This window comes from Pseudoalteromonas sp. SG43-6 (assembly GCF_014164365.1).
GTDB lineage: Bacteria > Pseudomonadota > Gammaproteobacteria > Enterobacterales > Alteromonadaceae > Pseudoalteromonas > Pseudoalteromonas rhizosphaerae.
This window is the reverse complement of the sequence record NZ_JACJEZ010000032.1, coordinates 24,480-47,517: the sequence shown is the minus strand read 5'-3', so window position 1 is coordinate 47,517 and position 23,038 is coordinate 24,480. Positions and strand designations below refer to the sequence as shown.

The 23,038-nt window shown below is 41.0% G+C and carries 22 protein-coding genes; 6 read left to right on the top strand and 16 right to left on the bottom strand.

The annotated features are described in order from the left end of the window. Positions 1 to 99: 99 nt before the first annotated feature. Positions 100 to 1,068 (top strand): cysteine synthase A, encoded by a 969-nt coding sequence (gene cysK, locus H5201_RS14365; protein ID WP_149982968.1) that lies wholly within the window; start codon positions 100 to 102, stop codon positions 1,066 to 1,068. 142 nt (positions 1,069 to 1,210) lie between these two features. Continuing rightward, on the top strand, positions 1,211 to 1,651 hold the full coding sequence (locus H5201_RS14360; RefSeq protein WP_182717977.1) for a hypothetical protein: 441 nt from the start codon (positions 1,211 to 1,213) through the stop codon (positions 1,649 to 1,651). 68 nt (positions 1,652 to 1,719) lie between these two features. Here H5201_RS14360 and H5201_RS14355 read toward each other — a convergent pair whose 3' ends face one another. Further along, positions 1,720 to 3,996: an acyl-CoA dehydrogenase gene (locus H5201_RS14355; protein ID WP_182784951.1), complete on the bottom strand. Its 2,277-nt coding sequence runs from the start codon at positions 3,994 to 3,996 to the stop codon at positions 1,720 to 1,722. A 180-nt stretch (positions 3,997 to 4,176) separates the two neighbouring features. Between H5201_RS14355 and H5201_RS14350 the strand changes: the two genes are divergently transcribed. Further along, positions 4,177 to 6,021, top strand: a complete 1,845-nt coding sequence (locus H5201_RS14350; RefSeq protein WP_182784949.1) for a M2 family metallopeptidase — start codon at positions 4,177 to 4,179, stop codon at positions 6,019 to 6,021. Positions 6,022 to 6,107: 86 nt separating this feature from the next. Here H5201_RS14350 and H5201_RS14345 read toward each other — a convergent pair whose 3' ends face one another. The 13 genes from H5201_RS14345 to H5201_RS14285 all read right to left on the bottom strand — a co-directional run bounded on the left by H5201_RS14345 (position 6,108) and on the right by H5201_RS14285 (position 17,519). Further along, positions 6,108 to 6,902: a putative porin gene (locus H5201_RS14345; protein ID WP_145242308.1), complete on the bottom strand. Its 795-nt coding sequence runs from the start codon at positions 6,900 to 6,902 to the stop codon at positions 6,108 to 6,110. Positions 6,903 to 7,118: 216 nt separating this feature from the next. Continuing rightward, positions 7,119 to 7,493: a PH domain-containing protein gene (locus tag H5201_RS14340; RefSeq protein ID WP_182784947.1), complete on the bottom strand. Its 375-nt coding sequence runs from the start codon at positions 7,491 to 7,493 to the stop codon at positions 7,119 to 7,121. Further along, positions 7,493 to 8,407 (bottom strand): ABC transporter ATP-binding protein, encoded by a 915-nt coding sequence (locus H5201_RS14335; protein ID WP_182784945.1) that lies wholly within the window; start codon positions 8,405 to 8,407, stop codon positions 7,493 to 7,495. The genes H5201_RS14340 and H5201_RS14335 overlap by 1 nt, the downstream gene beginning before the upstream one ends. Next, positions 8,404 to 9,222: an ABC transporter permease subunit gene (locus H5201_RS14330; RefSeq protein WP_182717973.1), complete on the bottom strand. Its 819-nt coding sequence runs from the start codon at positions 9,220 to 9,222 to the stop codon at positions 8,404 to 8,406. Before H5201_RS14330 ends, H5201_RS14335 begins: the two co-directional genes overlap by 4 nt. Positions 9,223 to 9,345: 123 nt before the next feature. Next, on the bottom strand, positions 9,346 to 10,527 hold the full coding sequence (locus H5201_RS14325) for a cystathionine beta-lyase (RefSeq protein ID WP_182784955.1): 1,182 nt from the start codon (positions 10,525 to 10,527) through the stop codon (positions 9,346 to 9,348). A gap of 45 nt (positions 10,528 to 10,572) precedes the next feature. Further along, positions 10,573 to 11,496, bottom strand: coding sequence for an NAD(+) diphosphatase (gene nudC / locus H5201_RS14320; protein ID WP_182784943.1), 924 nt, complete (start codon positions 11,494 to 11,496; stop codon positions 10,573 to 10,575). A gap of 133 nt (positions 11,497 to 11,629) precedes the next feature. After that, the gene (gene nagB, locus H5201_RS14315) at positions 11,630 to 12,424 is read right to left on the bottom strand and encodes a glucosamine-6-phosphate deaminase (RefSeq protein ID WP_182784941.1); all 795 of its coding nucleotides are present in this window, start codon (positions 12,422 to 12,424) and stop codon (positions 11,630 to 11,632) included. Positions 12,425 to 12,640: 216 nt separating this feature from the next. Further along, on the bottom strand, positions 12,641 to 13,783 hold the full coding sequence (gene nagX, locus H5201_RS14310; protein ID WP_182784939.1) for a transmembrane glucosamine N-acetyltransferase NagX: 1,143 nt from the start codon (positions 13,781 to 13,783) through the stop codon (positions 12,641 to 12,643). 59 nt (positions 13,784 to 13,842) lie between these two features. Then, positions 13,843 to 14,961, bottom strand: coding sequence for an N-acetylglucosamine-6-phosphate deacetylase (gene nagA / locus H5201_RS14305; protein ID WP_182717970.1), 1,119 nt, complete (start codon positions 14,959 to 14,961; stop codon positions 13,843 to 13,845). Continuing rightward, positions 14,961 to 15,875, bottom strand: coding sequence for an N-acetylglucosamine kinase (nagK, locus tag H5201_RS14300; RefSeq protein WP_182784938.1), 915 nt, complete (start codon positions 15,873 to 15,875; stop codon positions 14,961 to 14,963). Before nagK ends, nagA begins: the two co-directional genes overlap by 1 nt. 375 nt (positions 15,876 to 16,250) lie before the next feature. Beyond that, a complete protein-coding gene (locus tag H5201_RS14295) occupies positions 16,251 to 16,463 on the bottom strand; it encodes a helix-turn-helix transcriptional regulator (protein ID WP_182717968.1) in 213 nt (70 codons plus the stop codon). A gap of 1 nt (position 16,464) precedes the next feature. After that, positions 16,465 to 16,893 carry a hypothetical protein gene (locus H5201_RS14290; RefSeq protein WP_149982956.1) on the bottom strand — a complete coding sequence of 143 codons (429 nt, stop codon included), beginning with the start codon at positions 16,891 to 16,893 and terminating at the stop codon, positions 16,465 to 16,467. Positions 16,894 to 17,012: 119 nt separating this feature from the next. Continuing rightward, complete coding sequence (locus H5201_RS14285) at positions 17,013 to 17,519, bottom strand: NYN domain-containing protein (protein ID WP_179959226.1); 507 nt, start codon at positions 17,517 to 17,519, stop codon at positions 17,013 to 17,015. A gap of 154 nt (positions 17,520 to 17,673) precedes the next feature. On the opposite strand from H5201_RS14285, the gene H5201_RS14280 reads away from it, so the two are divergent. Together H5201_RS14280 and H5201_RS14275 are read left to right on the top strand one after the other, a co-directional pair. Further along, positions 17,674 to 18,303 carry a hypothetical protein gene (locus H5201_RS14280; protein ID WP_145242329.1) on the top strand — a complete coding sequence of 210 codons (630 nt, stop codon included), beginning with the start codon at positions 17,674 to 17,676 and terminating at the stop codon, positions 18,301 to 18,303. Continuing rightward, a complete protein-coding gene (locus H5201_RS14275) occupies positions 18,300 to 19,046 on the top strand; it encodes a DUF3307 domain-containing protein (RefSeq protein WP_182784936.1) in 747 nt (248 codons plus the stop codon). Before H5201_RS14280 ends, H5201_RS14275 begins: the two co-directional genes overlap by 4 nt. Positions 19,047 to 19,102: 56 nt before the next feature. On the opposite strand, the gene H5201_RS14270 is transcribed toward H5201_RS14275, so the two are convergent. Both H5201_RS14270 and H5201_RS14265 read right to left on the bottom strand, forming a co-directional pair. Then, the gene (locus tag H5201_RS14270; protein WP_182761634.1) at positions 19,103 to 20,506 is read right to left on the bottom strand and encodes a DEAD/DEAH box helicase; all 1,404 of its coding nucleotides are present in this window, start codon (positions 20,504 to 20,506) and stop codon (positions 19,103 to 19,105) included. Positions 20,507 to 20,715: 209 nt separating this feature from the next. After that, positions 20,716 to 21,555 (bottom strand): isopenicillin N synthase family oxygenase, encoded by an 840-nt coding sequence (locus tag H5201_RS14265; protein WP_145242335.1) that lies wholly within the window; start codon positions 21,553 to 21,555, stop codon positions 20,716 to 20,718. A gap of 254 nt (positions 21,556 to 21,809) precedes the next feature. On the opposite strand from H5201_RS14265, the gene H5201_RS14260 reads away from it, so the two are divergent. Next, positions 21,810 to 23,012, top strand: coding sequence for a bifunctional alpha/beta hydrolase/OsmC family protein (locus H5201_RS14260; RefSeq protein WP_182784934.1), 1,203 nt, complete (start codon positions 21,810 to 21,812; stop codon positions 23,010 to 23,012). The last annotated feature ends 26 nt before the right edge of the window (positions 23,013 to 23,038 follow it).

The following is a 23,038-nucleotide window of genomic DNA, read 5'->3' as shown; positions in this document are numbered from 1 at the left end:
TTACTTTAGTTTTTTTAATTCAGCAGTAAAGTGTCACTATTACAGATCGATTACATAAAAATCGGTCACGATTGAATAAATTGCACCTAAGGGAACATTATGTCTACTTTTTTTGAAGATAACTCACTAAGCATCGGTAACACACCGTTGGTAAAACTTAATCGTGTTACAGGTGGGAATGTATACGCTAAAGTTGAGTCGCGTAACCCAAGCTTTAGTATTAAATGCCGCATTGGTGCATCGATGATTTGGGAGGCTGAAAAATCAGGTCAACTTACCAAAGACAAAGAGCTCATCGAGCCTACTTCAGGTAACACAGGTATTGCACTGGCATTTGTTGCAGCCTCTCGTGGTTACAAGTTAACGCTTACGATGCCAAACACTATGAGCTTAGAACGTCGTAAACTATTAAAAGCACTTGGTGCAAACCTTGTACTTACAGATGGCGCTAAAGGTATGAACGGTGCGATCGCTAAGGCAAAGGAAATTCAAGCATCAGCCCCTGAAAAGTTTATTTTATTGCAACAATTCGAAAACCCTGCAAACCCTAAAATTCACTTTGAAACAACAGGCCCAGAAATCTTTAATGCATTAGATGGTAAAGTTGATTTCTTTGTGGCTGGTGTGGGTACTGGAGGTACAATTACTGGTGTCAGCCGTTATTTGAAACTTGAAAAAGGCCTTAATGTAAAATCAATCGCTGTTGAACCAACTAATTCGCCAGTGATCAGCCAAACACTCGCGGGTGAAGAAATTAAACCTGGGCCACATAAAATTCAAGGTATTGGCGCAGGCTTTATTCCTGGTAATTTAGATCTATCAATGATCGATGGTGTAGAGCAAGTGTCTAATGAAGAATGTATAGCAATGGCTCATGAGCTGATGAAAAAAGAAGGTATATTAGTTGGTATTTCATCTGGCGCTGCGGTTGTTGCGGCAAAACGCATTGCTGAGTTACCTGAAAATGCAGGTAAAAATGTCGTAGTAATTTTACCTAGTGCAACTGAACGTTATTTATCAAGCCCACTTTTTGCTGAAGAGTTTTCAGAGCAAGAGCTGGTTCAATAAGTTTAAATAGCTTTTGAAAAAGGATGCAAACTGCATCCTTTTTTATTATTTATTGCATTCACATCACTAATTCTTACCGTAAACTTTACATCTGTCGTATTTCGTCACACACTAAATCATCACTAATAAATCTATTTATCTAATGAAATCATTTATAACTCTTTGCACTGCTACATTTTTACTGCTGTTAAGCGGCTGTGGAAATGAAGATTCACCAAAAGGTGAAAAAAATACCCCAGGAAATAGCGCAGCACTATTTTTTGATACACTTTATAACGAACAGGATCTGAGCAAAGCCACTACCATGGCCACACCTAAAATGGCGCGGATCATGAACTCTTATGGCACCTCAAAACAATTTGCCCGCAATTTAGTCAACATGCAATACGATGATGTAGTAATTGAAGTTGATATGACTAATATGAGTTTAAGAGAACAGTATGGCGATACAGCCAATATCAACCTTATTTTCACAGGCCACTTCAATGGTAATAAAGTTGATGATATGCGCAGCGTAAAAATGGTGCGTAAAAAAGGCAATTGGTATGTTGATAAAATCAATGCCGATCCTTTTGCACGCTAACGCTTTATATTAAATATTTAAATAGCTTAACAAGCCTTGCTCGCAGCAAGGCTTGTTAGTTTTCGCTATTACAGTTCACCTGGCTGATAATTATCTACCGCAATTGCCTGTTTGCGTAGGTTATTTGCAGCATGTAGCTTTTCGCCTTGCTCATCAGTTATTAACTGTTTTTCAAGCGCACTGTCGATTGCAGTTGCTATATCAGCATTACGGTTAAGTGTGCCGTCACGTTGCCATTTCTTCAATCGTTTGAAGGCGGCGCTGGTATCATGCATTGCCATAAACGCATTCTCCATCACACCAGTACCCGCTTTATCATCCACATAACATAAATGAGTTAAACGGTTTCTAAATACCCCAGGTTGGGTCATATGCTCACAAATTGTTTGTGCAAGTTCATCACTTGGGCGCTGATAATGATTACCAAGCGGAAATACAATACGTTTTAAAATGAAGTTAATAACTGGGTTTGAAAAGTTTTTGAAAAAACCGTCAAATGCTTGGCCAATTTCAAACAGTGACAATTCAACCGCATATTTTACGAACGGAAGATCAGCTTGTTGACGCCCCTCGTCTTCAAAACGTTTTAATACACAAGATGCTAAGTATAAGTGGCTTAAGACATCCCCTAAACGCGCTGAAATCATCTCTTTACGTTTAAGCTCACCACCAAGTACTAACATTGCCACATCAGTGCTAAAGGCAAGTCCTCGGCTCATACGCCCTAACTGCTTATAATATGAAGCAGTCTCACCGCAAACGGGCGATTTTGCAAAATAGCTTCGCGTTAATCCATGTATAAAAGCCATACTCGCATTAGTAGCGGCAAATAAAATATGCTGCAGTAATAATGAATCAAATTCTTTTAACGCAAGATCGTCATCTTCCATTGCTGCGGCTTCCATTTCTTTGAGTACAAATGGGTGGCAACGAGTTGCACCTTGACCGAAGATCATCAGATTACGGGTTAAAATATTCGCCCCTTCAACAGTAATTGATACTGGAATGCCCATATAACCGTGCGCTAAATAGTTATTTGGCCCCACTTGGATCCCCTTACCCGAATGAATGTCCATAGCATCATTCATTACCGTACGGCCCATCTCTGTCATATGATATTTGGCAATCGCAGTCACCACTGATGGGCTTAATTTTAAATCAATGGCTCCGGCAGTCATTAAGCGGCATGATTCAAGACTATAGGTTAGTCCACCAATGCGAGCCAGCGCCTCTTGCACGCCTTCAAACTGCCCGATAGAAACACCAAATTGTTGACGTACCATTGCATAGGCCGATGTCATACGGGCACATAAATGCCCTGTTGCACTGCTCAATGCTGGTAATGAAATACCGCGCCCGGCACTTAAGCACTCAACCAACATCCGCCAACCTCGTCCAGCCCCTTTTTGACCGCCAATGATCCAATCAAGAGGAATAAATACATCTTTACCGTAGGTTGTGCCATTCATAAACGCCATATTCAATGGATAATGGCGCTCACCCGTTTCCACACCAGGGTGATCTGTTGGGATCAGCGCACAGGTTATACCTAGCTCTTTATGTTTACCAAGTAATCCATCGGGATCATACATTTTAAAAGCAAGTCCAAGAACCGTTGCTACGGGTGCAAGCGTAATGTAGCGTTTTGACCAATTTAATCGTAAGCCTACAACTTCTTGGCCTTCAAACTCACCCTTACACACTACGCCAGAGTCAGGAATACTGCCAGCATCAGAGCCTGCTTCAGGGCCTGTTAGAGCAAAACACGGCACATCATCCCCTTTCGCAAGTGAAGGTAACCAGCGCTCTTGCTGCTCTTTTGTACCATAATGTAATAGTAATTCACCAGGGCCTAAACTGTTGGGCACCATCACGGTGACTGCAGCTGTTAAGCTTTTAGTGGCGATTTTAGCTACGATGGTTGAGTTTGCAATTGCTGAAAACTGGCGTCCGCCAAATTTCTCGGGAATGATCAGCGCAAAGAAACCTTGGGTCTTTAGGTAATCCCATACTTCTTTTGGCAAGTCTTTATCTTTTTGCACAATATGATAGTCATCAAGCATTGCCAACAGTGTGTCCACTTCATTGTCTAAAAATATTCGCTCTTTTTCGCTCAACTCTGGCTTTGGGTAGCTGTGAAGTAGTTGCCAATCAGGATTGCCACTAAATAGTTCTCCATCCCACCACACGTCGCCCGCTTCCATCGCTTCACGCTCAGTTTGCGAAAGCGGCGGTAATACCTTTTTAAACATTTTAAATGTCGGGCGACTGACGAGATTTAAGCGGATATCTTTAACCGCAAAAATAACTATCACCAACACCAGTAACAAAATAAACACTGACATGGAAACTATCCTTATTAATTAATAAAACAGATTGACTTAATTATGACCGATCCTTTAATAAATACAATGCCACTGTAAACTCGCATTGCCTGAGCTAAAGAGTCGGTTATTGATAAACTTTGCCTAACACATAGACGCTGCTATCATCCTACCCGATAAATAACAAATATAAGGGTTAACATGACTACTCCACATTTTAAGCTCAGTTTGAGCGCAATAATGGTTGCCAGCACATTAGCATTAAGCGGCTGTAACCAAGAAGCCACTAACACAGTAACTCAAGCTGCAAGCCCTGCGCCGGTAACTGCAAAAGACGCGCAAGCCTTTTTAGATACGACAGAGCAAGAGCTCAGTGCTTTATATCTAGAATCAAGTCGCGCGGAATGGATATACGCTAACTTTATAACGCATGATACATCAGCCCTATCAGCTGAAGTAAATCGTAAAATGACCGAAGCGGTGGTTCGCCTTGCTAACGAAGCTGCACAGTTTGACTCTCTCGAACTTGATTATGACGCACGTCGTAAACTCGACAAATTAAAATTGGCACTGACTTTACCTGCCCCACAAGATGCAGAAAAAACAGCAAAACTATCACAGCTTGTGGCTGAACTTGGCGGTATATATGGTAAAGGTAAATATTGTAAAGACGATGGCAGCTGTTTAAGCCTAGGTGATATGACTGCAACAATGGCCACCAGCCGTGATTACAACGAACTGCTTGATTTATGGCAAGGTTGGCGCCAGGTATCAAAACCAATGCGTCCACTGTATGAACAACAAGTTGTATTAACCAATGAAGGCGCTAAAGAGCTTGGTTATGCAGACACTGGTGCAATGTGGCGTAGTAAGTATGATATGCCAGCAGATGATTTTGCCAAAGAACTTGATCGTATTTGGGGGCAAGTAAAACCATTATATGATTCGCTGCATTGTCATGTTCGTGCCAAGTTAGGTGAAAAATACGGTGAAGACAAAGTACCTCAAGACCAACCTATCCCAGCGCATTTATTAGGTAATATGTGGGCGCAATCGTGGGGCAACATTTACGATGTAGTCGCACCTGAAAATGCCGATCCTGGTTATGATGTAACCGCATTATTAGCCGAGCATAACTACGATGAACTTAAAATGGTACGCGGCGCTGAAAAATTTTTCACCTCAATGGGATTTGCACCTTTACCTGACACCTTTTACCAACGTTCGTTATTCACTAAACCTGCCGATCGTGATGTACAGTGCCATGCTTCAGCGTGGAATATAGATAGTAAAGACGACTTACGCATTAAAATGTGTATTCAGCGTACTGGTGAAGAATTCTCAGTTATTCACCATGAGTTAGGTCACAATTTTTATCAACGCGCTTACAATACCCAACCGCTTTATTATCAAGAAAGTGCTAACGACGGTTTCCACGAAGCCATCGGCGATACTATTGCGCTCTCGGTAACACCTGGTTACTTAAAAGAAATTGGTTTATTAGAGCAAGTGCCTGATGAATCGAAAGACATTGGCTTACTGATGAAAATGGCGCTAGATAAAGTAGCGTTTATTCCATTTGGTTTACTTGTGGACCAATGGCGTTGGCAAGTATTTTCAGGTGCAGTAACCCCTGAAAACTACAATAAGGCATGGTGGGAATTACGTGAAAAATACCAAGGTGTAAAAGCACCTATCACACGAAGCGAAGCTGACTTTGATCCAGGTGCAAAATATCATGTGCCAGGTAATACACCATATACACGTTACTTCTTAGCGCATATTTTACAGTTTGATTTCCACCGTAGTTTATGTGAAATAGCAGGTAACAAAGAAGCCATTCATCGCTGCTCAGTATACAACTCTAAAGAAGCAGGTGAAAAACTCAATGCTATGCTAAAAATGGGTTCAAGCCGCCCTTGGCAAGAAGCATTAGCCACCGTAACAGGTAAACCTGAAATGGATGCAACAGCCCTACTTGATTACTTTGCGCCACTGCAAAAATATCTTGATGAGCAAAATAAAGGCCGACAATGTGGTTGGTAAGTAAACTTAGTTAAATAACAAAAATGCAAAAGCCCGCTCAATTGAGCGGGCTTTTTTAGTATTGCAGTACTAGTATTACAGTTTGATTAGAACTGTAAGCTTACATTTGCAAAGTAAGCGTCATAACCAGAATCATCCCAGTTATTGCCGTAACCCGCTTTTAAGCCAACATTTTTGTTGAAGAAATGTTGAGCACCAAAAGTGTAATCATCGTTTTTATTAAATGTAACAAACGCTGATGTCGCTTTAGTGAAGTAGTAATTAGAACCTAATTCCCATGAACTACCACTGTCGTCAGTATCTGAAATAGTACCTTCAACAGTTAGGTAGTTACCTTGCTTAAGATCCATGAAGTATTTAGCGTTCACAGCGCGGTAATCAAACTCGTCATCAGATGTTACAGTGAAACCGATGTAATCTGTGCTATTAAGTTTATGATCATAAGCAAGATCAAATATTACTGAATTTTCGCCATCTTCAACGTCAATGAATGTCGCTTTTAATAATAAATTTGGATTAAAAAAGTAACCTGCTGATACATTAAATACGTCTTTGCTTGAAACAGAATCAACATCAAGGTTGCTATATTGAGCACCTACCACAAAATTTTCAACAAAGTACTCACCACCGATAGTTGTTACATCGCTAAAGTCATTATCAATGTATGAACCATATACGTTGGTTTGCTTGTTAATATACTCAAATTGATCGTAAGGACCTAATGTTGCTTTTGGTGAGAAGTAATATTTTGAATCAACACTAACTGTGTCGTTGCCATCGGTATCCATATATCCTAAATGGCTGATTGACTGATAGTTATCCGCAGCAGTCGCGGCACTAGAAAGAAGAATACTCGAAATAATAACTGCTAATTTTTTCATAAAAAGATTTCCCTATTTTACATTGTTTTATTGCTACAAGGTTTAACGTTTAACCGGTTGGTTAAGACGGGGCACATCCTAACGCGAGTAAACTGAATCGAAACTTAACTAAGTGCTTGTATTTGATTATAAAAATGTAAGTGAATGTAGGAAAATGTAAAAAAAAAGTAGCGAACAGGAATGTTAATCGCTACCATTTTAAGAGCTCAATTATGATTAAAGCGCGTACTGGCTGATTATCCGGTACACATCATTGATATTATCACCCGATTTAAAGTCTTTACTGATCGGTGTTGGATCAGAGCCAACCCAAATTTTTAATTCAGCATCTAAATCAAAATGACCGGCACTTTCTTTACTAAACTTGGTAATTTTTGAATAAGCGATACTGATCATCTCTATTTTTGAGCCAGTGACCCCCTGCTTATCTAACAAAATTAAACGTTTGTTAGTAAAAATAAACATATCACGTACCACTTTATAGGCTTTTTCGACTTGTTCACCTTCAATCAGTGTATTTGCCAATACTTTTTCTAAATCATCGTCATCAACTTCACTGGCATTACCCATTAAACCACTTAATAAACCCATTATATTTGCTCCTGTTTAAATATTTGATTTTCTAATGTATGGCCGTTTACCAATTGGCGATACCGCCAACCTTGCTGATAACAATGTTGCAGTATGGTGATATCAAATGGTGTCGCCGTTTTTTGGTACTCGATAACATATTCTTTAGCTTGGCTCATATATACTTTAGACACATCTGCTAAGGCTTGTATTTTGGCTTCAACATCTGGGTAATGCTCGCTCAGTAACAATGTAATAAATCCAGACTCTAGTTCGCTATTATCACTGTGTGTTGGATGCTCTGTGAGCTTGCCTTTATCAAGGTGCAGTACATGTGAACATAAGCGTTCTAGTTCAGTTAAATCATGCGAGCTTAAAATAAAGGTAGCCTCACTGCTAAGATTCGCAACCACTTCGCGTACTTCGCGAGCATGAATAGGATCAAGCCCAGCGGTTGCTTCATCCAACATGACTATTTGTGGTTTCCCGATCAACGCTTGACCTATGGTGACACGTTTACGCATTCCATGTGATAAATCATCAGAACGCTGTTTAGCAACGTCAGCTAGTCCGACTAACTCAAGTACGCGGATCGCTTCTGCTTGGCTTTGCTTATTTGACAGCCCTTGTAGCTGGCCATAAAACGCCAGTTGGTGAGCGATACTAAAGCGCGGATCAAGTTGAGCATCTTGTGGTAACGCACTGAGCTTGCCAAACAATTCACTACTGCCGGGGTTATGCCCAATAATATTGAGCGTGCCTTTTGTTGGTAAAATATAACCGCATAACAAACTAAACAAGGTGGTTTTACCAGCACCATTTGGCCCAACCAATGCTACTGGCGCGCCTTGCTGGATCTCAAAACTTACCTGATCAAGGGCCAATTTATTACCATACTGCTTAGTTAAACCTGTTGCGTGTATTAGTGTGCTCATAGAGAACTCCTTGCAAAAATACGCTGAGCAATCGCTAGCATCACGGTAGTTTGTATTAACGCAATGCCAATGCTATTAAATATTCCTGCGTTTTGTCCTGCCATTTGATCAAGTTGTACGCCAGGGAAAACATAATCAAGCATTGCCAAAACGGGTATTTGCCAGCTTAAAATACTGACCACAATATTCCCGCCAGCAAAAAATAATACGGCAAGCACCACAGTTAAACGCGCTGAGCGTGCAAAAGTATTTAACAACGTCATTAGTGCTATAAAGGGCAAAACAGCAATTAATAAATAACAGAACAAAACAAAGCTGCGACTTATGCCACTGACTAATAATGCTGGATCTCTAAATACCATAACTGCAACTGAAGCTACCAAGGTAACAAGTATTAATGCTGCTAAAATAAATACCTGTCCTAAAAAGCGGCCAAATAACATTTCATTTCGGGTAGCTCTAAGAGATAAAAAGCGTAGTGTTCCTCGTTGTTTATCACCAACAAGTTGGTCGCTACATAAAAACAAGCAGAAACTAGGAAAGCTATACAATGCAATTAACCAATACATTGCTAATTCAGCTTCAGGCCAATCGAGTAATTTACTCAGTCCAATAGCACCAAATACTTGTTGTGCTAAATCGGCTATTTGGGGCGAACTAATTAAGCTGACCGCTTGACCTATCGGATAGCGTAAAATCAATAACCAACAAATCGAAAATGCGGCAACAGCAAGTAAGCCGCGCTTGGTTAAAAATAATCTCACTAGTTCAAACTGGGCAATCTTTAATAATCGCTGAGGGTGGAGTTGCGTCACAGATATTCCTTATTAATCTATATACAGCTTACACTAAGGGCAAACGTGTTGAATTACTAGCAAAAAAAAGCCCGTATTAATACGAGCTTTGTAACAAATAATGTAGTCTTATTGATCCGCAAGCTACAAATTCTGCTGGTATATGTCGAGTGCTTGGCTTAAATCAGCAATCAAATCGTCCACATCTTCAAGGCCTATATGTAAGCGGATCACTGGTCCTTGCGTCCAACCAGTTGCTGAGCGTAAACCTTTCATAGTTAAGTTGGCAGTCACTAAACTCTCGAAGCCGCCCCACGAGAAGCCCATTTTAAAATGCTCTAAACTATCTAAAAAAGCATCAATCGCGCTTTGGTTACCTTGTTTCATAACAAAAGAAAACAAGCCATTACTACCATCAAAATCACGCTTAAAAAACTCATGACCCGGACACGTTGCAAATGCTGGATGACGAATATGGTCAACCAATGGATGCTGCTCTAACCACTTCGCAACTTCAATCGCGGCTTTTTCATGCTGATTTAAACGTACCGCCATAGTGCGCAGGCCTCTTAACGCTAAATAGGCGTCATCAGCCGACGTACATTGACCAAGTAAATATGAATTTTCTCGTAGTGTCGGCCAGTATTTTTTATTGGCCACTGCCACACCCATCATCACGTCCGAATGACCCACAATGTATTTAGTTGCCGCTTGAATACTAATATCCACCCCGTGTTCAAGTGGGCGATAATGCAAGCCATTACCATAGGTGTTATCAAGCATGGTCATTACCCCATGCTCATTGGCAACTGCAACCATGGCTGGTACATCTTGAATTTCCATAGTGATAGAACCAGGCGACTCTAAAAACAGCACTTTGGTGTTGTCTTTGATCAGCGCTTTAATATCTGCCCCAATTGTTGGTGGATAATAAGTCGTCTCAACGCCAAAGCCAGCTAAAATTTTATCGCAAAAATCACGAGTTGGTTCATAGGCATTATCTACCATTAAGATATGATCGCCCGCTTTCAAAAAAGCCAATAGTGTGCTGCTAATCGCCGCTGCACCACATGGATAAAGCGCACATCCCTCACCACCTTCAAGCTCAGTGATCGCTTCTTGTAATGCAAAATGTGTAGTAGTACCACGACGACCATAAAAAAGTGTTTTATCGCCACGTTTTTTTGCCGCTTTTTTAAGCTCTGCCACTGAATCAAAAACAACTGTCGATGCACGTTGCACTACGGGGTTAACCACCCCATGAGTATATGCTTTTTTACGTCCGGTACTTACTAACAGCGTATTTTTATTGCTTTTTGTCGTCATCATTAATCCTTAAAATATTTCGTTCGAACATACTCTGCACTATGCTTAATCTTGCAAATTACACCAATAGTCGATTAAATAGCGCGAGATAGAATCAGCTCTTGGTAGCTTTAAATGCTCCCCCTCTTCGTGCCAATTGCCAAATTGAGCAAGCTCTTCACGGCTAAACCACTGCGCATCGTCTAGTTCGTCTTTATCAACCTGGATATCTTCCGTAACAGCTTCAGCGATAAAGCCCAGCATAATCGATGATGGAAATGGCCACGGCTGCGAGGCAATATACTGAACATTTTCAACCACAATGCCCGCTTCTTCCATCACTTCACGCGCCACCGCTTGCTCTAAGCTTTCGCCCGGATCAACAAAACCAGCTAAAGACGAATACATACCTGCTGCCCACACAGCTTGGCGACCAAGTAAACAGCGTTCAACACCATCAGCAAATGTACGCGTTACCACCATGATCACGGCCGGATCAGTTCGCGGAAACGTTTGGTGTTTACACCCATCATTACTACATAAACGTGAATGACCCGCTTCAACAAGCTCATTTTCGCTGCCACAACGTCCACAAAAACGATGAGTTGCATGCCAGTAACACAAACCTCGTGCCAGTGCAGCCATTGAGCCTTGCGCGATTTCCACTTGCACCCCAAAGCGGCGAATATCGACAAACTCAGCGTCACCTATCAGCTGGCTTAAGGCGGCTTCGTCTAGCTTGCTTACATCAAGTGCGAAATGACTGGTTTGCTGCTCATCTAAACCTAAAAATATCGCTTCGTTTAGTGCTAAGTGACTCACATCACTAAAGCTTAAAAAAGTCACAGCAATATTATTTATATCAAATAAAGTGTGATTGTTATTCACCAATAACCAACGGCTTTGCTCATTTATTTGTGCTGCCACCCATTGTTGCTCTTTACGTAGGTTTGATGCGCGGTTTAAAGGCATCTGGCTGTAATTTAGCATGCTTATCCTTGTTACTATTTAGATGGCTAAAACTACCATAAGCTTACACGAAACCCAATTTATTACTGACGTTGAAACAGCCAAAAAAAAAGCCCTGAAGGGCTTTTTAAACACACAATAAATTCTGTCGTAATTACAATGTAGCTAAATGAGCCTGTAATTTTTGATTTTCAGCTTCGATATGCTGATAAAACTCTAAATCTTCAAGTTTGCTTGCTGCTGCTTTATCAATAACAATCACAGCATCTTTATGTAACTGAAGCGCAGAGGCTGGACATTTAGCCATTAACGGGCCTTCAATCATAGCATGCACTGCATCAGCCTTATTTTCACCCGTAGCAAGTAAAACAACTTTTTTCGCCTCCAAGATCGTACCAATTCCCATCGTAATTGATAACTGTGGCTGATATTCATCAGCAGCAAAAAAACGGGCATTATCATCAACGGTTGCTTTAGTCAGGGTTTTTACACGAGTACGTGAACGCAGACCTGATGAAGGCTCATTAAAGCCGATGTGACCATTACGTCCGATGCCTAATAACTGTACATCAACACCGCCTGCTGCAACTATTTTGTCTTCGTATTCTTTGCATGCTGTAATTGGGTTTAGGGCATCCCCTGGCGGTACAAAGGTATTATCTTTGTTTATATCAATATGGCTAAACAATTGCTCATTCATAAAGTGGCGGTAACTTTGTGGATGATCGCCCGTTAAACCTAAGTATTCATCTAAATTAAACGTTGTTGTTTGTGAAAATGAAATCTCACCCGCTTTATTTTTAGCGATTAATTCTTGATATAACGCAACTGGCGTAGAGCCCGTTGCTAAACCGAGCACTGACGTTGGTTTTTTTTGTAATTGTGTTGCGAAAATATTTGCGCCATATGCTGCTACGGCTGCTGCATCATTTAAAATTACTATTTGCATATTAATTTGCTCAGTTATTAAATTAGTTGATGAAAAAATGGCATCTAAGTCCCAACCCCATGTGCAATCGGATTGGGCCTTAGATCAAACCAAACAGGGATACACTATTTGGCCAACACCATTATGACAACGCTGTCATTATTGCCATTCAATTTTAGTTTGTAAAGTAAAAGTGAATAAAAATTTACCTTTTTTACTGTGCTGTACATTAGCCAGCTAAACACTGACAAATATTTTGCGCTTATACATCCAATGTAATAAAAGCATTTGCACCAGCAAAAGCGCAACCACGCCAATCAGTGGCTGCCAATCGGTAGCTGCAGCTGCAATAAAGCCACCAAACACGCTATGGCTTATAAACTCCCAATTCACTAAGCTTGATGCCAAATAAATAATGATTGAGTTAGCGCCAATAATCACAAACGGATAAGCTAATTTTTGGCCATTGAGAATATCAATCACTGCATAAAACACAGCCAGTAATATTGCGCTCCACCCGACTGTGACTAAAACAAATGAACTGGTCCATAATTCTTTATTAACTGGAAACTGTAAATCCCAAAGCCAACCTAAGCAAACACTCACAACACCTGCAACAAATAATATGCCTGCTGTTTGCCATTCGCCAATCTTACTTGCTCTGGCGATTAGTTGTCCTGCAAATACCCCAAACATGGCATTCACAATAGCTGGTAGACTCGATAACACGCCCTCGGGGTCGACGGCTCTATTTTGATAACTAATACCGGGTAAAAAATGCGAATCAAACCATGCATTCCAACTCCCCTGTGCACTTAAATCACCAGCGTTACCTCCTGGTACAGGAATAAAACACATCAAGATCCAATACCCTAGCAGGAGAGCGATTGCTGTAAAGAGCTGTGTGCGAATACTGGTATGCCACACTAGCATTGCACAGAAAAACCATGCAATCGCTATTCGACCAAGTACACTCGCATAGCGTATTTCATCGAAGGCAAGCGGAATACCTGTGCCCCAACCATGGTTATACATCACCCCTAACCCGCACAATAGCAATAACCGCTTTAACGCTTTAGCATAAAAAACTTTTCGCTCTTGCCATGGCAGATGATCGATGCGTTTTGGTGCTAAGCCCATCGCCACACCTGATAAAAAGATAAATAACGGAAAAATCAAATCGTAAAATGTAAATCCATGCCATGCACTGTGTAGCGTATGCGCTTCAAATACCTGCCAACCAGTCCAACCGGTTAAAACAAATAAAGCGGCAAAAATAGATTGCCCACCTAAAATCCAAAACATATCCATGCCACGTAAAGCATCAAGAGATGCTAAGCGCTTTTTACTCGGCTTTGTGTCTGTATGTGCTGTTGTCATTATTTTTACTCTTAAATAAAAAGCCCGCGATACAACTGCGGGGTTTTTACAGGGAAACATTACACTGCATTACCTGCAATATAAGTTGCTTTTACAAACTGATGTTCATCGAGCACCACAAAGTCTGCATCAAAGCCATCAAGTAAACGTCCCTTTTTCTTGAGGTTTAAATATTCTGCTGGATACAGTGCAGCCATGCGTAAACTTTCACTGAGGCTTACATCCAATGTATTAATGGTATTACGCACTGCACTGGCCATGTCTAATACACTGCCTGCTAATTCGCCCGTACTTGAGTTTAATCTATCCCCAGTACGAATTACTTTGCGCCCGTCAAAAAAATCAAATTCCATATCATCGGTACCCACTGGTGGCATTGCGTCAGTGACTAACATAATTTTGCCGCGCTGTTTGGTGCGAATAGCTAATTGTGCAGACAATGGATGTACATGATGCCCATCAACAATTAAGCCACACCAGCTGTTATCATGCCAAAGCGCAGCGCCAACCACGCCTGGTTCACGCGATGTAAACGGCGACATCGCGTTATATAAATGTGTAAACCCATCGGCGCCAGCATTGAGGGCCGCCATTGTCGTTGTATAGTCAGCATTAGTGTGACCTAGTGATACTTTTACACCACACGCCACTAAGCGCTCAATATCAGCAATGCTGACATTTTCTGGCGCTAAGGTAACCATTTTGATACCTAAATCTTGACGCGCATAAATGGCAAATTCTTGTTCGCTAATTGGGCGAATAAACTGCTCACTGTGTGTGCCTTTTTTTGGAAAAGACAAATGCGGACCTTCAAAGTGAATACCTAATACACCCGCGACCCCTTCGCATATTGCTTTTGCTGTTGCATCAGCAGCTGCTTGCATGGTTTCAACTTTATCGGTGATAAGTGTTGGCATCAGTGCCGTTGTACCAAATTGACCATGCGCTTTTGCGATACGATCTAAGCAGTGTGTGCTTTGCTCAGCATTAAAAAATGCCCCGCCACCGCCATTAACTTGTACATCGATAAAGCCTGGCGCAACTAAACCATTTAGCTCAATAACACTGCCTGTGGTGGAAGTTTCAAGATGAAAAATGCCATTTTCAACGCTGAATAATGCATTATCTAGAAATTTTTCAGCCGTGAATAAACGTGTCGCGCGATAGAAGGTTTTCATTACAGTGCTACCTTTTGGTTTTGCTCTAATACTGATTGCTGTGCAAAATAAATTGCGCCCATTTCAGGCGGTTGCTTTGGTACTTCAACGAGTTTTGCAATTGCTGGGTCAAGCCATTGATTTAAAGGCTCTGCAAGACCACCGATCATAGATAAACGCGGAGGATTGTTCTCTAATAAACGATGCGCTAACTGACTCACATATTGCGCTCCGTCTTTTACAATGGCTAAAGCGATTTGATCGCCTTGGTGTGCTGCATCAAATACATAGCGAGCAAGTTTTGCATAGCTACTTGACGGTTGTCCGGCCATTTGCTCTGCAATGCCCATTGCTGTGGTGACATTAAAATGCTCTTTAACCACTGGCGTCATTATCGTGTGAGGACCTAAACCATCTAGCTCCATTAACACCGCTTTAATTGCCTCTAAGCCCATCCATGCGCCACTGCCTTTATCGCCAAGTGCAAAACCATGACCGCCGTAATTCACCGACTGCCCTTTTACATATGAAAAACCACATGAGCCAGTACCCGTGATTATCACAGCACCATCACCGCCTTCATGAGCCCCGATACACGCCGTATGTAAGTCAGTAGTTAAAAACATTTGTTTAAATGGGTGCTCCCACTCTGTTATTTTTTCATATAAGTTCGGTAAATTAACACCCGCCAATCCTAAACCGGCATACACTTGATGAATAGACTCTAATGGCAAACCTGCATCGCGCATCGCAAATTGTGTAGATACCATTATTGACTCTAATGTGCGCTCCAACCCATGTAATGGATTCGCAGGGCCACCTAAACCTGTTCCTAATACCCCGTTTTGCGCAGAGTATATAGTTGCACGGCACTTAGTTCCGCCACCGTCGATACCAATATACAATTGGTCCTCATTCGCACTCTTAGCCATCATTTAACGACCTCTAACCTTCGTTTTATATTTGTATTAATCGCATGTTTTTTATTATCTTAATGCGATTCACCCGCAACCCATGTTGAATTAATGTTACACAAAAAATGACAGCGTTGTCATTAAGTTTTTTATAAAAAATCTCACGTATCCCACATTTATCTCTAATTAATTGAATTAAATAAATAATTAATATCAATTAAATTAGTGTCGACTATCTTTTAACGTAATAATAAGGTTTAAAAATGACATTATTACCTAAAAAAACAACAAAAATGGTGATTTATAACACTATTTTCATAACTTAAATGGCCAAAAACATAAATAAAAATGCAGAATATGCATTCAGTTTACCAAATAAAATAATTTAGTAAAGATTCACTGACGATATTGGAATATTTTTTCTAGTGGTAGATTAAAAACAATCGCTATCTTAAAAGCGACCTCCAGCGACGGTGAATACCTTGCCGCTTCAATTGCGGCAATTGTTTGACGCGTCACCCCAACGACTTCAGCTAATTGCTGCTGCGTCATTTCATTATGCTGAAACCGTAATGTACGGATCGTATTAGTAATCGCTAACTTTGCCATTCTAACCTCTATATAATAGCCAAGCTTCGGCCCCAGCGCCGATTATCTCGCTCACCAACGCTGCGATTACTAACTGGTGAACCGGACTAATTGCAAACCCAAAATGTGGGTCAATCAGCATTGCAAACACCGCGTTCACAACGCCTAATTGTAAAATAAGTAGTGCAACACTTTTTGCTTTTAAGGCAATAGCCTGTTCGCGTTCATCTTTCGCTTGATCCGCATATTTAGTATTAAATATCGCTAAGATAATGTGCATCACAATAAGCATTACAACGGTTTGTATCGTAAGTGATATCAACAAGCCACTTGCTAATAACGGATCCATCTGAGCTTCTGGCGTCATTGATAATACTGACTGCAAGTAATTAAACAACACAACCATCGTTATGCACATCTCAAGTAACCGCGATTTTTGTGTATAACTCATATCACCCCCTTATAATAATAAATTTGATGTTAAGTATACTTAACATTAATGACTATAAGAGTGGGCTCACATCATGTCAAATATTTTTAACATGATGTTATGTTTTTAATACATTAGTTTCAAAGTAACAGGGAATCATCAATGCAAAAAAACTGTGCCGCACTTTGTTTTAATGCATCAGCCGTCAGTCTATCAGCGCCATAGACGTCACACGGTACATTATAATGATGCTGTAAATGACCCAGTAATAAGGCAAAATCCCCGTCGCCGGAGAGTAAAATAACTTTGTCGAGGTTTTTACCTTGTTCTAGCATGTCGATGGTGATGCCGACGTCCCAATCGCCTTTTGCGCTGCCATCTTTACGCTGAATAAATGGTTTTAGCTTTACCTCAAAACCAATCGCACGAAGAATATTTTGAAATTGAGATTGCTTTTCGTCCCCGCGATAAATTGCATATGCAATCGCGCAGTCTATATCATAGTCATCACTGATTTTTGCCCAAAAGGCATTGTAATCAAAGTTTTTTCGGTAGCTCTCTCGACAGGTGTAATAAATATTTTGGACATCGACAAAAATCCCCACTCTCGGCTTTTTCGCCGTTGTACTATGTATTTCTTGACTCATGCGTTATCCCTTTTAAATTAATCACGCTACTGTAGCATACCCTGATTAATTTCAAGCCCTTGCATTTAGCTTTCAAGTAACCTAAATTAGTTACATTGAAGCATGTAACCAAAATTGGTTACTTTTCTTTATGTAACTTAAATCAAGGACATTTATGATTGCGGTGATCAGCGGTGATGTGATCAAATCACAACATATTCCAAAGCACGACTACGATGCGATGCTCTACCAGCTCGACCAAAGTTTGCGAGCAATTACTCAACGCCATCTAGGACAAAGTATTATTTATCGAGGCGATGCTTTTCAGGTGCAAATAAATCAACCACCCCAAGTATGCCGTGTCGCAGTGCTGCTTTACTTACATCTTAAAGCCACCGGCTATGAAATTCGCCAAAGCCTTGCCATTGGTGAAATAGATAATGCTAGAGCCGATATTAAAACAGCAACAGGCTCTGCATTTACATTATCGGGGCGCGGTCTTGACGAAATCCATAACCAACGCTTTACTCTTAGCAGTATTGATGAACTCAAAAATGATGGCTTAACCCTTAATCTAGCTTTTATTGACGTGCTCCTGAGCAAAATGACACACAAACAAGCGAATGCCTTATATGTCTATTTAACCGCAGAAAACAATCAACATAGTGAACTTGCTAAACAATTAAAAACCAGTCGTGAGAATGTGACCAAGTTACTTAATCTTGCACATTATCAGTTGATCGAGCGTTTTTTAGACTATGCAGAGCAGGCCATTGCTAATGCCGTGATAGGAGTAAAAAAATGAGTTTTATGTTGTTATTAGTTGCATTATTTATCGGTCATATTTTAGCTGATTTTTATTGGCAGCCAATGAGTTGGGTTAATAACCGTAATACACGTCACTTTCGTGCTAAAAAACTGTACTTGCATGTGCTAGTGCACGGTCTAACTACAGCAGCAATTGTCAGCTGGTGGGAGTTTAGTTTTGGCTGGCAAGAGCTCTCGCGTATCGGTATTGCCACAGCTATTGTTATCGTGACCCACTACTTAATTGATTTAGCAAAATCATATTCAAACAAAGGGGTTGTGCCATTTATCATTGATCAACTTGCTCATCTTGTTGTGATACTACTACTGACTGTGTGGTTGAGCGACAACAGTGAATTTATTACCAGCATTTGGCAATGGCTGATAGCCCCCACTACATTATGGGTGCTATGTGGCTATTTACTGGTATTGAGTCCCAGTGCTGTGTTCATTCGTATGATGTTAGAGCGTCTCACTACCGGGTTTAGCTCCACAGGAAGTTTACCAGCAGCGGGGCAAAGTATTGGCATGCTTGAACGAGTATTAATGCTTACATTTATTTTGCTAGATCAGTTGGCTGGCGTTGGCTTTTTATTAGCAGCAAAATCGGTATTTCGCTTTGGCGACTTACGTGCCAGTAAAGATAAAAAACTCACCGAATATGTCATGCTCGGTACACTTTTAAGTGTCACCGTCACCTTATTTATTGGCTTAGCAGTTAATTATCTTAAAGCATTATAGAAATAAAAAGCATAAAAAAACGCGCCAGCTTAGGCGCGTTTTTTATCAAAATATTATTACGTGTTACTCGCGCCATCATTACCAGAGCGACGACGTTGACCACTGCCACCAACAGATTGACGCTTAGCCCATGGGTTTTGTGTTTGCTCACCAGCGGCTTTAGCAGCAGGTTTTTTGCCTGAGCCACCACGGCGTGGGCCGGTGCCATTACCGCCGTTATTATTTGGCTTTTTGCTATCAGACTTAGGTTTAGAAAAAGGCTGACCCGCTTTTTTAGGCTTTTTAGGTTTGATAGGTCGTGCATCAAGCTCTCTTTCAGGCACTCCTTTTGTTGGCTCAAAACCAGCTTCTTTTGCACGTGGGATCAATTCACCGATAAAACGTTCAATACCGTATAAGTCATCAGCATCTTCCGGTGTTACAAATGAAATTGCGTCGCCAGATGCACCCGCACGGCCGGTACGACCAATACGATGCACATAATCTTCATACACATTAGGCAAATCATAGTTAACTACATGTGGCAGTTCAACAATGTCTAAACCACGGGCAACAATATCCGTTGCCACAAGTACGCGTACTTCGCCACTTTTAAAGCCTTCAAGCGCTTTAACACGCGCGCCTTGAGATTTATTACCATGAATTGCAGCGCCAACAATATCATCGCGCTCTAACTGCTTTACTAAACGGTTTGCACCATGTTTAGTGCGGCTAAATACCAACACTTGTTGCCAATCATTAGTACGAATTAAATGACTTAACAAGGCGGTTTTACGTGCTTTATCTACCGCATAAACGCATTGGGTAACACTTTTTGCCGTGGTATTTTTTGCAGCGACTGAAATTTCGACCGGATCATTAATAAGCCCTTTCGCAAGCGCTCTAATATCGTCTGAGAACGTCGCTGAGAACATCAAGTTTTGACGTTTAGCAGGTAACTTGCTGATGATACGTTTAATGTCATGAATAAAGCCCATATCAAGCATACGATCAGCTTCATCAAGCACCAACACTTCGAGGTTATCGAACTTCAAGGCATTTTGGTTATGCAAATCCATTAAACGACCCGGAGTGGCAACTAAAATATCTACACCTTTGCGTAAACGCATCATTTGCGGATTAATTTTAACACCACCGTACACAACAAAAGAACTGATATTAGAATGCTTAGCATACTCTTCAACATTCTCGCTTACTTGTAATGCCAGCTCACGGGTTGGAGTTAAAATTAAAGCACGAACTTGGTTAACCTTGGCTTTTTGGCCTGTTGATAAGCGCTCAATTAACGGTAAAGTGAAACCCGCTGTTTTACCTGTACCAGTTTGCGCTGCAGCCATAACATCACGACCTTCAATGATCGCTGGAATGGCTTGAGCCTGAATTGGTGTTGGCGTTTCATAGCCCTTTTCTAAAACCGCATTAACTAAAGACTGTGATAAACCTAACCCATCAAAACTCATATTTTCTCTCAATAATTTTAAGGCCCAATCGGCCAATGGCGCATTATACCGATCGTACGCAATAATGCATGGTATATTCACGTTTGAAATAGCGTCAGCCAAATTTAACTAGCCACTTCACACTATAACTCACTAAAAAAACACAACCTTAAAAAACAAAAAAGCGGCACTGTGGCCGCTGTTGAAAAGCTATCATCACTTGAGTGATGCTATTTAACACCTAACTCACGCAGACGCTCTTGTAAGTAACTGTCAGCAGTATAACGCGCTGATAACACCACATCTGGACGCGGGTGCAAAAATAACGGCAACGAAATACGTGACTTAGATGACGCTTTGCCAGTAGGGTTAATAACACGGTGAATAGTCGACGGGAAATAACCACCTGACGCTTCTTGCAACATGTCGCCAATGTTAATAATTAAACTGCCAAAATCGCATGGCACATCTAACCAACCGCCATCTGTTTTTTGTACTTGCAAGCCTGGTTCATTTGAAGCAGGTAATACCGTTAATAAATTAATATCACCATGTGCAGCAGCACGAATAGCGCCAGGTTCTTCATCACCTGTCATCGGCGGGTAATGTAATATACGTAATAATGTTTGCTCTGAATCAGCAATCATATCTTTTAAATCGATTGAAAACTTAGCACGCACATCCGCTGGTGCTTCAGCTTGCACCCAGCTTAACAATGTCGCAGCAAACTCATTGGCTAAACGATAATATTCGCGAATATCTGCTTCTAACTGCGCTGGTACACGGCCTTTTGGATAAACATGAAAGTATTCTTTAATGTCTTTAACTGTAAAGCCTTTTGCAACTTCTGATACCGAAGGCGGAAAGTAGCCATCTTGAGTGTCTTTAGAGAATAAGAATTCATGTTTTTGTTCAGAATTAAAAAAATCCTGCCAATTTTTATAAATTGATTCAACAAGAGACTGTGGAATTGGGTGGTTTTTTAATACACCAAAGCCCGTATTTCTAAGAGACTCAACAAATTGAGCGGCCGCATCGCTCGCTTTATAATCAACGGTAGGTAATTGCATGTTCGTATCCAATGAATTAAGTTGTTAAAAGCCTTTGCTAATCATAGCAGTTGCTCCATTGTAGCGCTTCGCGAGCATAATAAAACGGGCAAAAAAACATAAGGACTTATGTCCTCTTTAGCTGGGTAAGCGTTTATTACTTGATGCAAATCAAAATGTTGCTATTGTGGATAAAACGCTAAAACAACTGTAATTATAAACGCACTTTAATGGTCTACTCTTCACTAACCTCTTTCATTAAGCAAAGGTAACCTATGCGCCAAAAAATTTCGTTCAAAAGTGGTGATTTAACACTCACCGGTCAGCTTGAAACACCCGCCAGTGATATTAAGTTTTATGCCTTGTTTGCCCATTGTTTTACCTGTGGTAAAGATATCGCCGCAGCAAGTCGAATTAGCCGAGCACTCACTCAACAAGGTATTGCGGTATTACGCTTTGATTTTACTGGCCTTGGTAATAGCGATGGTGATTTTGCCAACAGTAATTTCTCATCAAATATCCAAGATTTAATTGCCGCGGCAGATCACTTACGTGAACACTTTAAAGCGCCACAATTATTAATTGGTCATAGTTTAGGGGGCGCAGCGGTACTTGCAGCTGCCGAACACATTGCTGAAGTACAAGCCATTACCACTATTGGCGCACCATCAGATGCGCAACATGTAGCGCATAACTTTGCCGCTCATCTTGATGAAATTAATAGCAAGGGCGAAGCCAAGGTAAATTTAGCAGGGCGAGAATTTACCATTAAAAAACAGTTTGTGGACGACATTGCCAATTACGACCGCAGCCATATCAGTAAATTAAAGCGAGCATTGTTAGTAATGCACTCCCCTATTGATGCCACGGTAAGTATTAACGAAGCTGAAAAGATTTACGCCGCTGCTAAACATCCAAAAAGCTTTATTAGCCTAGATAACGCCGACCACTTACTCACTAACAAAGACGATGCAGACTACGCAGCAGACGTTATAGCATCATGGGCAAAACGTTATGTGGATTTTGATAAAAACCAGTACAGTGCCAAACTTAGCAGCGGCAATGTATTAGTTGAAGAGAAAGATCATGTCTTTACTCAGCATGTAAGTACCAAGGATCATACTTGGCTTGCCGATGAACCACTAAGTGTTGGCGGTAATAATTTAGGCCCAGACCCTTATCACCACTTACTTGCTGGACTTGGTGCATGCACCGCGATGACTTTACGTATGTATGCAAGTCGTAAAAACTTGCCACTTGAACACATAAAGGTAGAACTGGACCACAGCCGTGATTATCACGCCGATTGTGATAACTGCGAGCAAACCGACAAACTCGAAGCCATCACTCGTAAAATCACCCTGGTGGGCGATTTAAGTGACGCTCAGCGCCAGCGCCTATTAGAAATTGCCGACAAATGCCCTGTGCATAAAACCCTGCATAACAACCCACTGATTGTAAGTGAGCTGGTTGATTAACAACAAACTTCCCGCTTAGGCATTTG

Bases quoted from the DNA above. Each gene is read 5' to 3' on its own strand.
- H5201_RS14295 (WP_182717968.1), bottom strand. From the start codon at position 16,463: ATGGCAAAGTTAGCGATTACTAATACGATCCGTACATTACGGTTTCAG.
- H5201_RS14350 (WP_182784949.1), top strand. From the start codon at position 4,177: ATGACTACTCCACATTTTAAGCTCAGTTTGAGCGCAATAATGGTTGCC.
- H5201_RS14360 (WP_182717977.1), top strand. From the start codon at position 1,211: ATGAAATCATTTATAACTCTTTGCACTGCTACATTTTTACTGCTGTTA.
- H5201_RS14285 (WP_179959226.1), bottom strand. From the start codon at position 17,519: ATGAGTCAAGAAATACATAGTACAACGGCGAAAAAGCCGAGAGTGGGG.
- H5201_RS14290 (WP_149982956.1), bottom strand. From the start codon at position 16,893: ATGAGTTATACACAAAAATCGCGGTTACTTGAGATGTGCATAACGATG.
- nudC (WP_182784943.1), bottom strand. From the start codon at position 11,496: ATGCTAAATTACAGCCAGATGCCTTTAAACCGCGCATCAAACCTACGT.
- H5201_RS14270 (WP_182761634.1), bottom strand. From the start codon at position 20,506: ATGAGTTTTGATGGGTTAGGTTTATCACAGTCTTTAGTTAATGCGGTT.
- H5201_RS14355 (WP_182784951.1), bottom strand. From the start codon at position 3,996: ATGTCAGTGTTTATTTTGTTACTGGTGTTGGTGATAGTTATTTTTGCG.
- H5201_RS14345 (WP_145242308.1), bottom strand. From the start codon at position 6,902: ATGAAAAAATTAGCAGTTATTATTTCGAGTATTCTTCTTTCTAGTGCC.
- cysK (WP_149982968.1), top strand. From the start codon at position 100: ATGTCTACTTTTTTTGAAGATAACTCACTAAGCATCGGTAACACACCG.
- nagB (WP_182784941.1), bottom strand. From the start codon at position 12,424: ATGCAAATAGTAATTTTAAATGATGCAGCAGCCGTAGCAGCATATGGC.
- H5201_RS14275 (WP_182784936.1), top strand. From the start codon at position 18,300: ATGAGTTTTATGTTGTTATTAGTTGCATTATTTATCGGTCATATTTTA.
- H5201_RS14335 (WP_182784945.1), bottom strand. From the start codon at position 8,407: ATGAGCACACTAATACACGCAACAGGTTTAACTAAGCAGTATGGTAAT.
- nagK (WP_182784938.1), bottom strand. From the start codon at position 15,875: ATGATGGCTAAGAGTGCGAATGAGGACCAATTGTATATTGGTATCGAC.
- nagX (WP_182784939.1), bottom strand. From the start codon at position 13,783: ATGACAACAGCACATACAGACACAAAGCCGAGTAAAAAGCGCTTAGCA.
- nagA (WP_182717970.1), bottom strand. From the start codon at position 14,961: ATGAAAACCTTCTATCGCGCGACACGTTTATTCACGGCTGAAAAATTT.
- H5201_RS14280 (WP_145242329.1), top strand. From the start codon at position 17,674: ATGATTGCGGTGATCAGCGGTGATGTGATCAAATCACAACATATTCCA.
- H5201_RS14265 (WP_145242335.1), bottom strand. From the start codon at position 21,555: ATGCAATTACCTACCGTTGATTATAAAGCGAGCGATGCGGCCGCTCAA.
- H5201_RS14260 (WP_182784934.1), top strand. From the start codon at position 21,810: ATGCGCCAAAAAATTTCGTTCAAAAGTGGTGATTTAACACTCACCGGT.
- H5201_RS14340 (WP_182784947.1), bottom strand. From the start codon at position 7,493: ATGGGTTTATTAAGTGGTTTAATGGGTAATGCCAGTGAAGTTGATGAC.
- H5201_RS14325 (WP_182784955.1), bottom strand. From the start codon at position 10,527: ATGACGACAAAAAGCAATAAAAATACGCTGTTAGTAAGTACCGGACGT.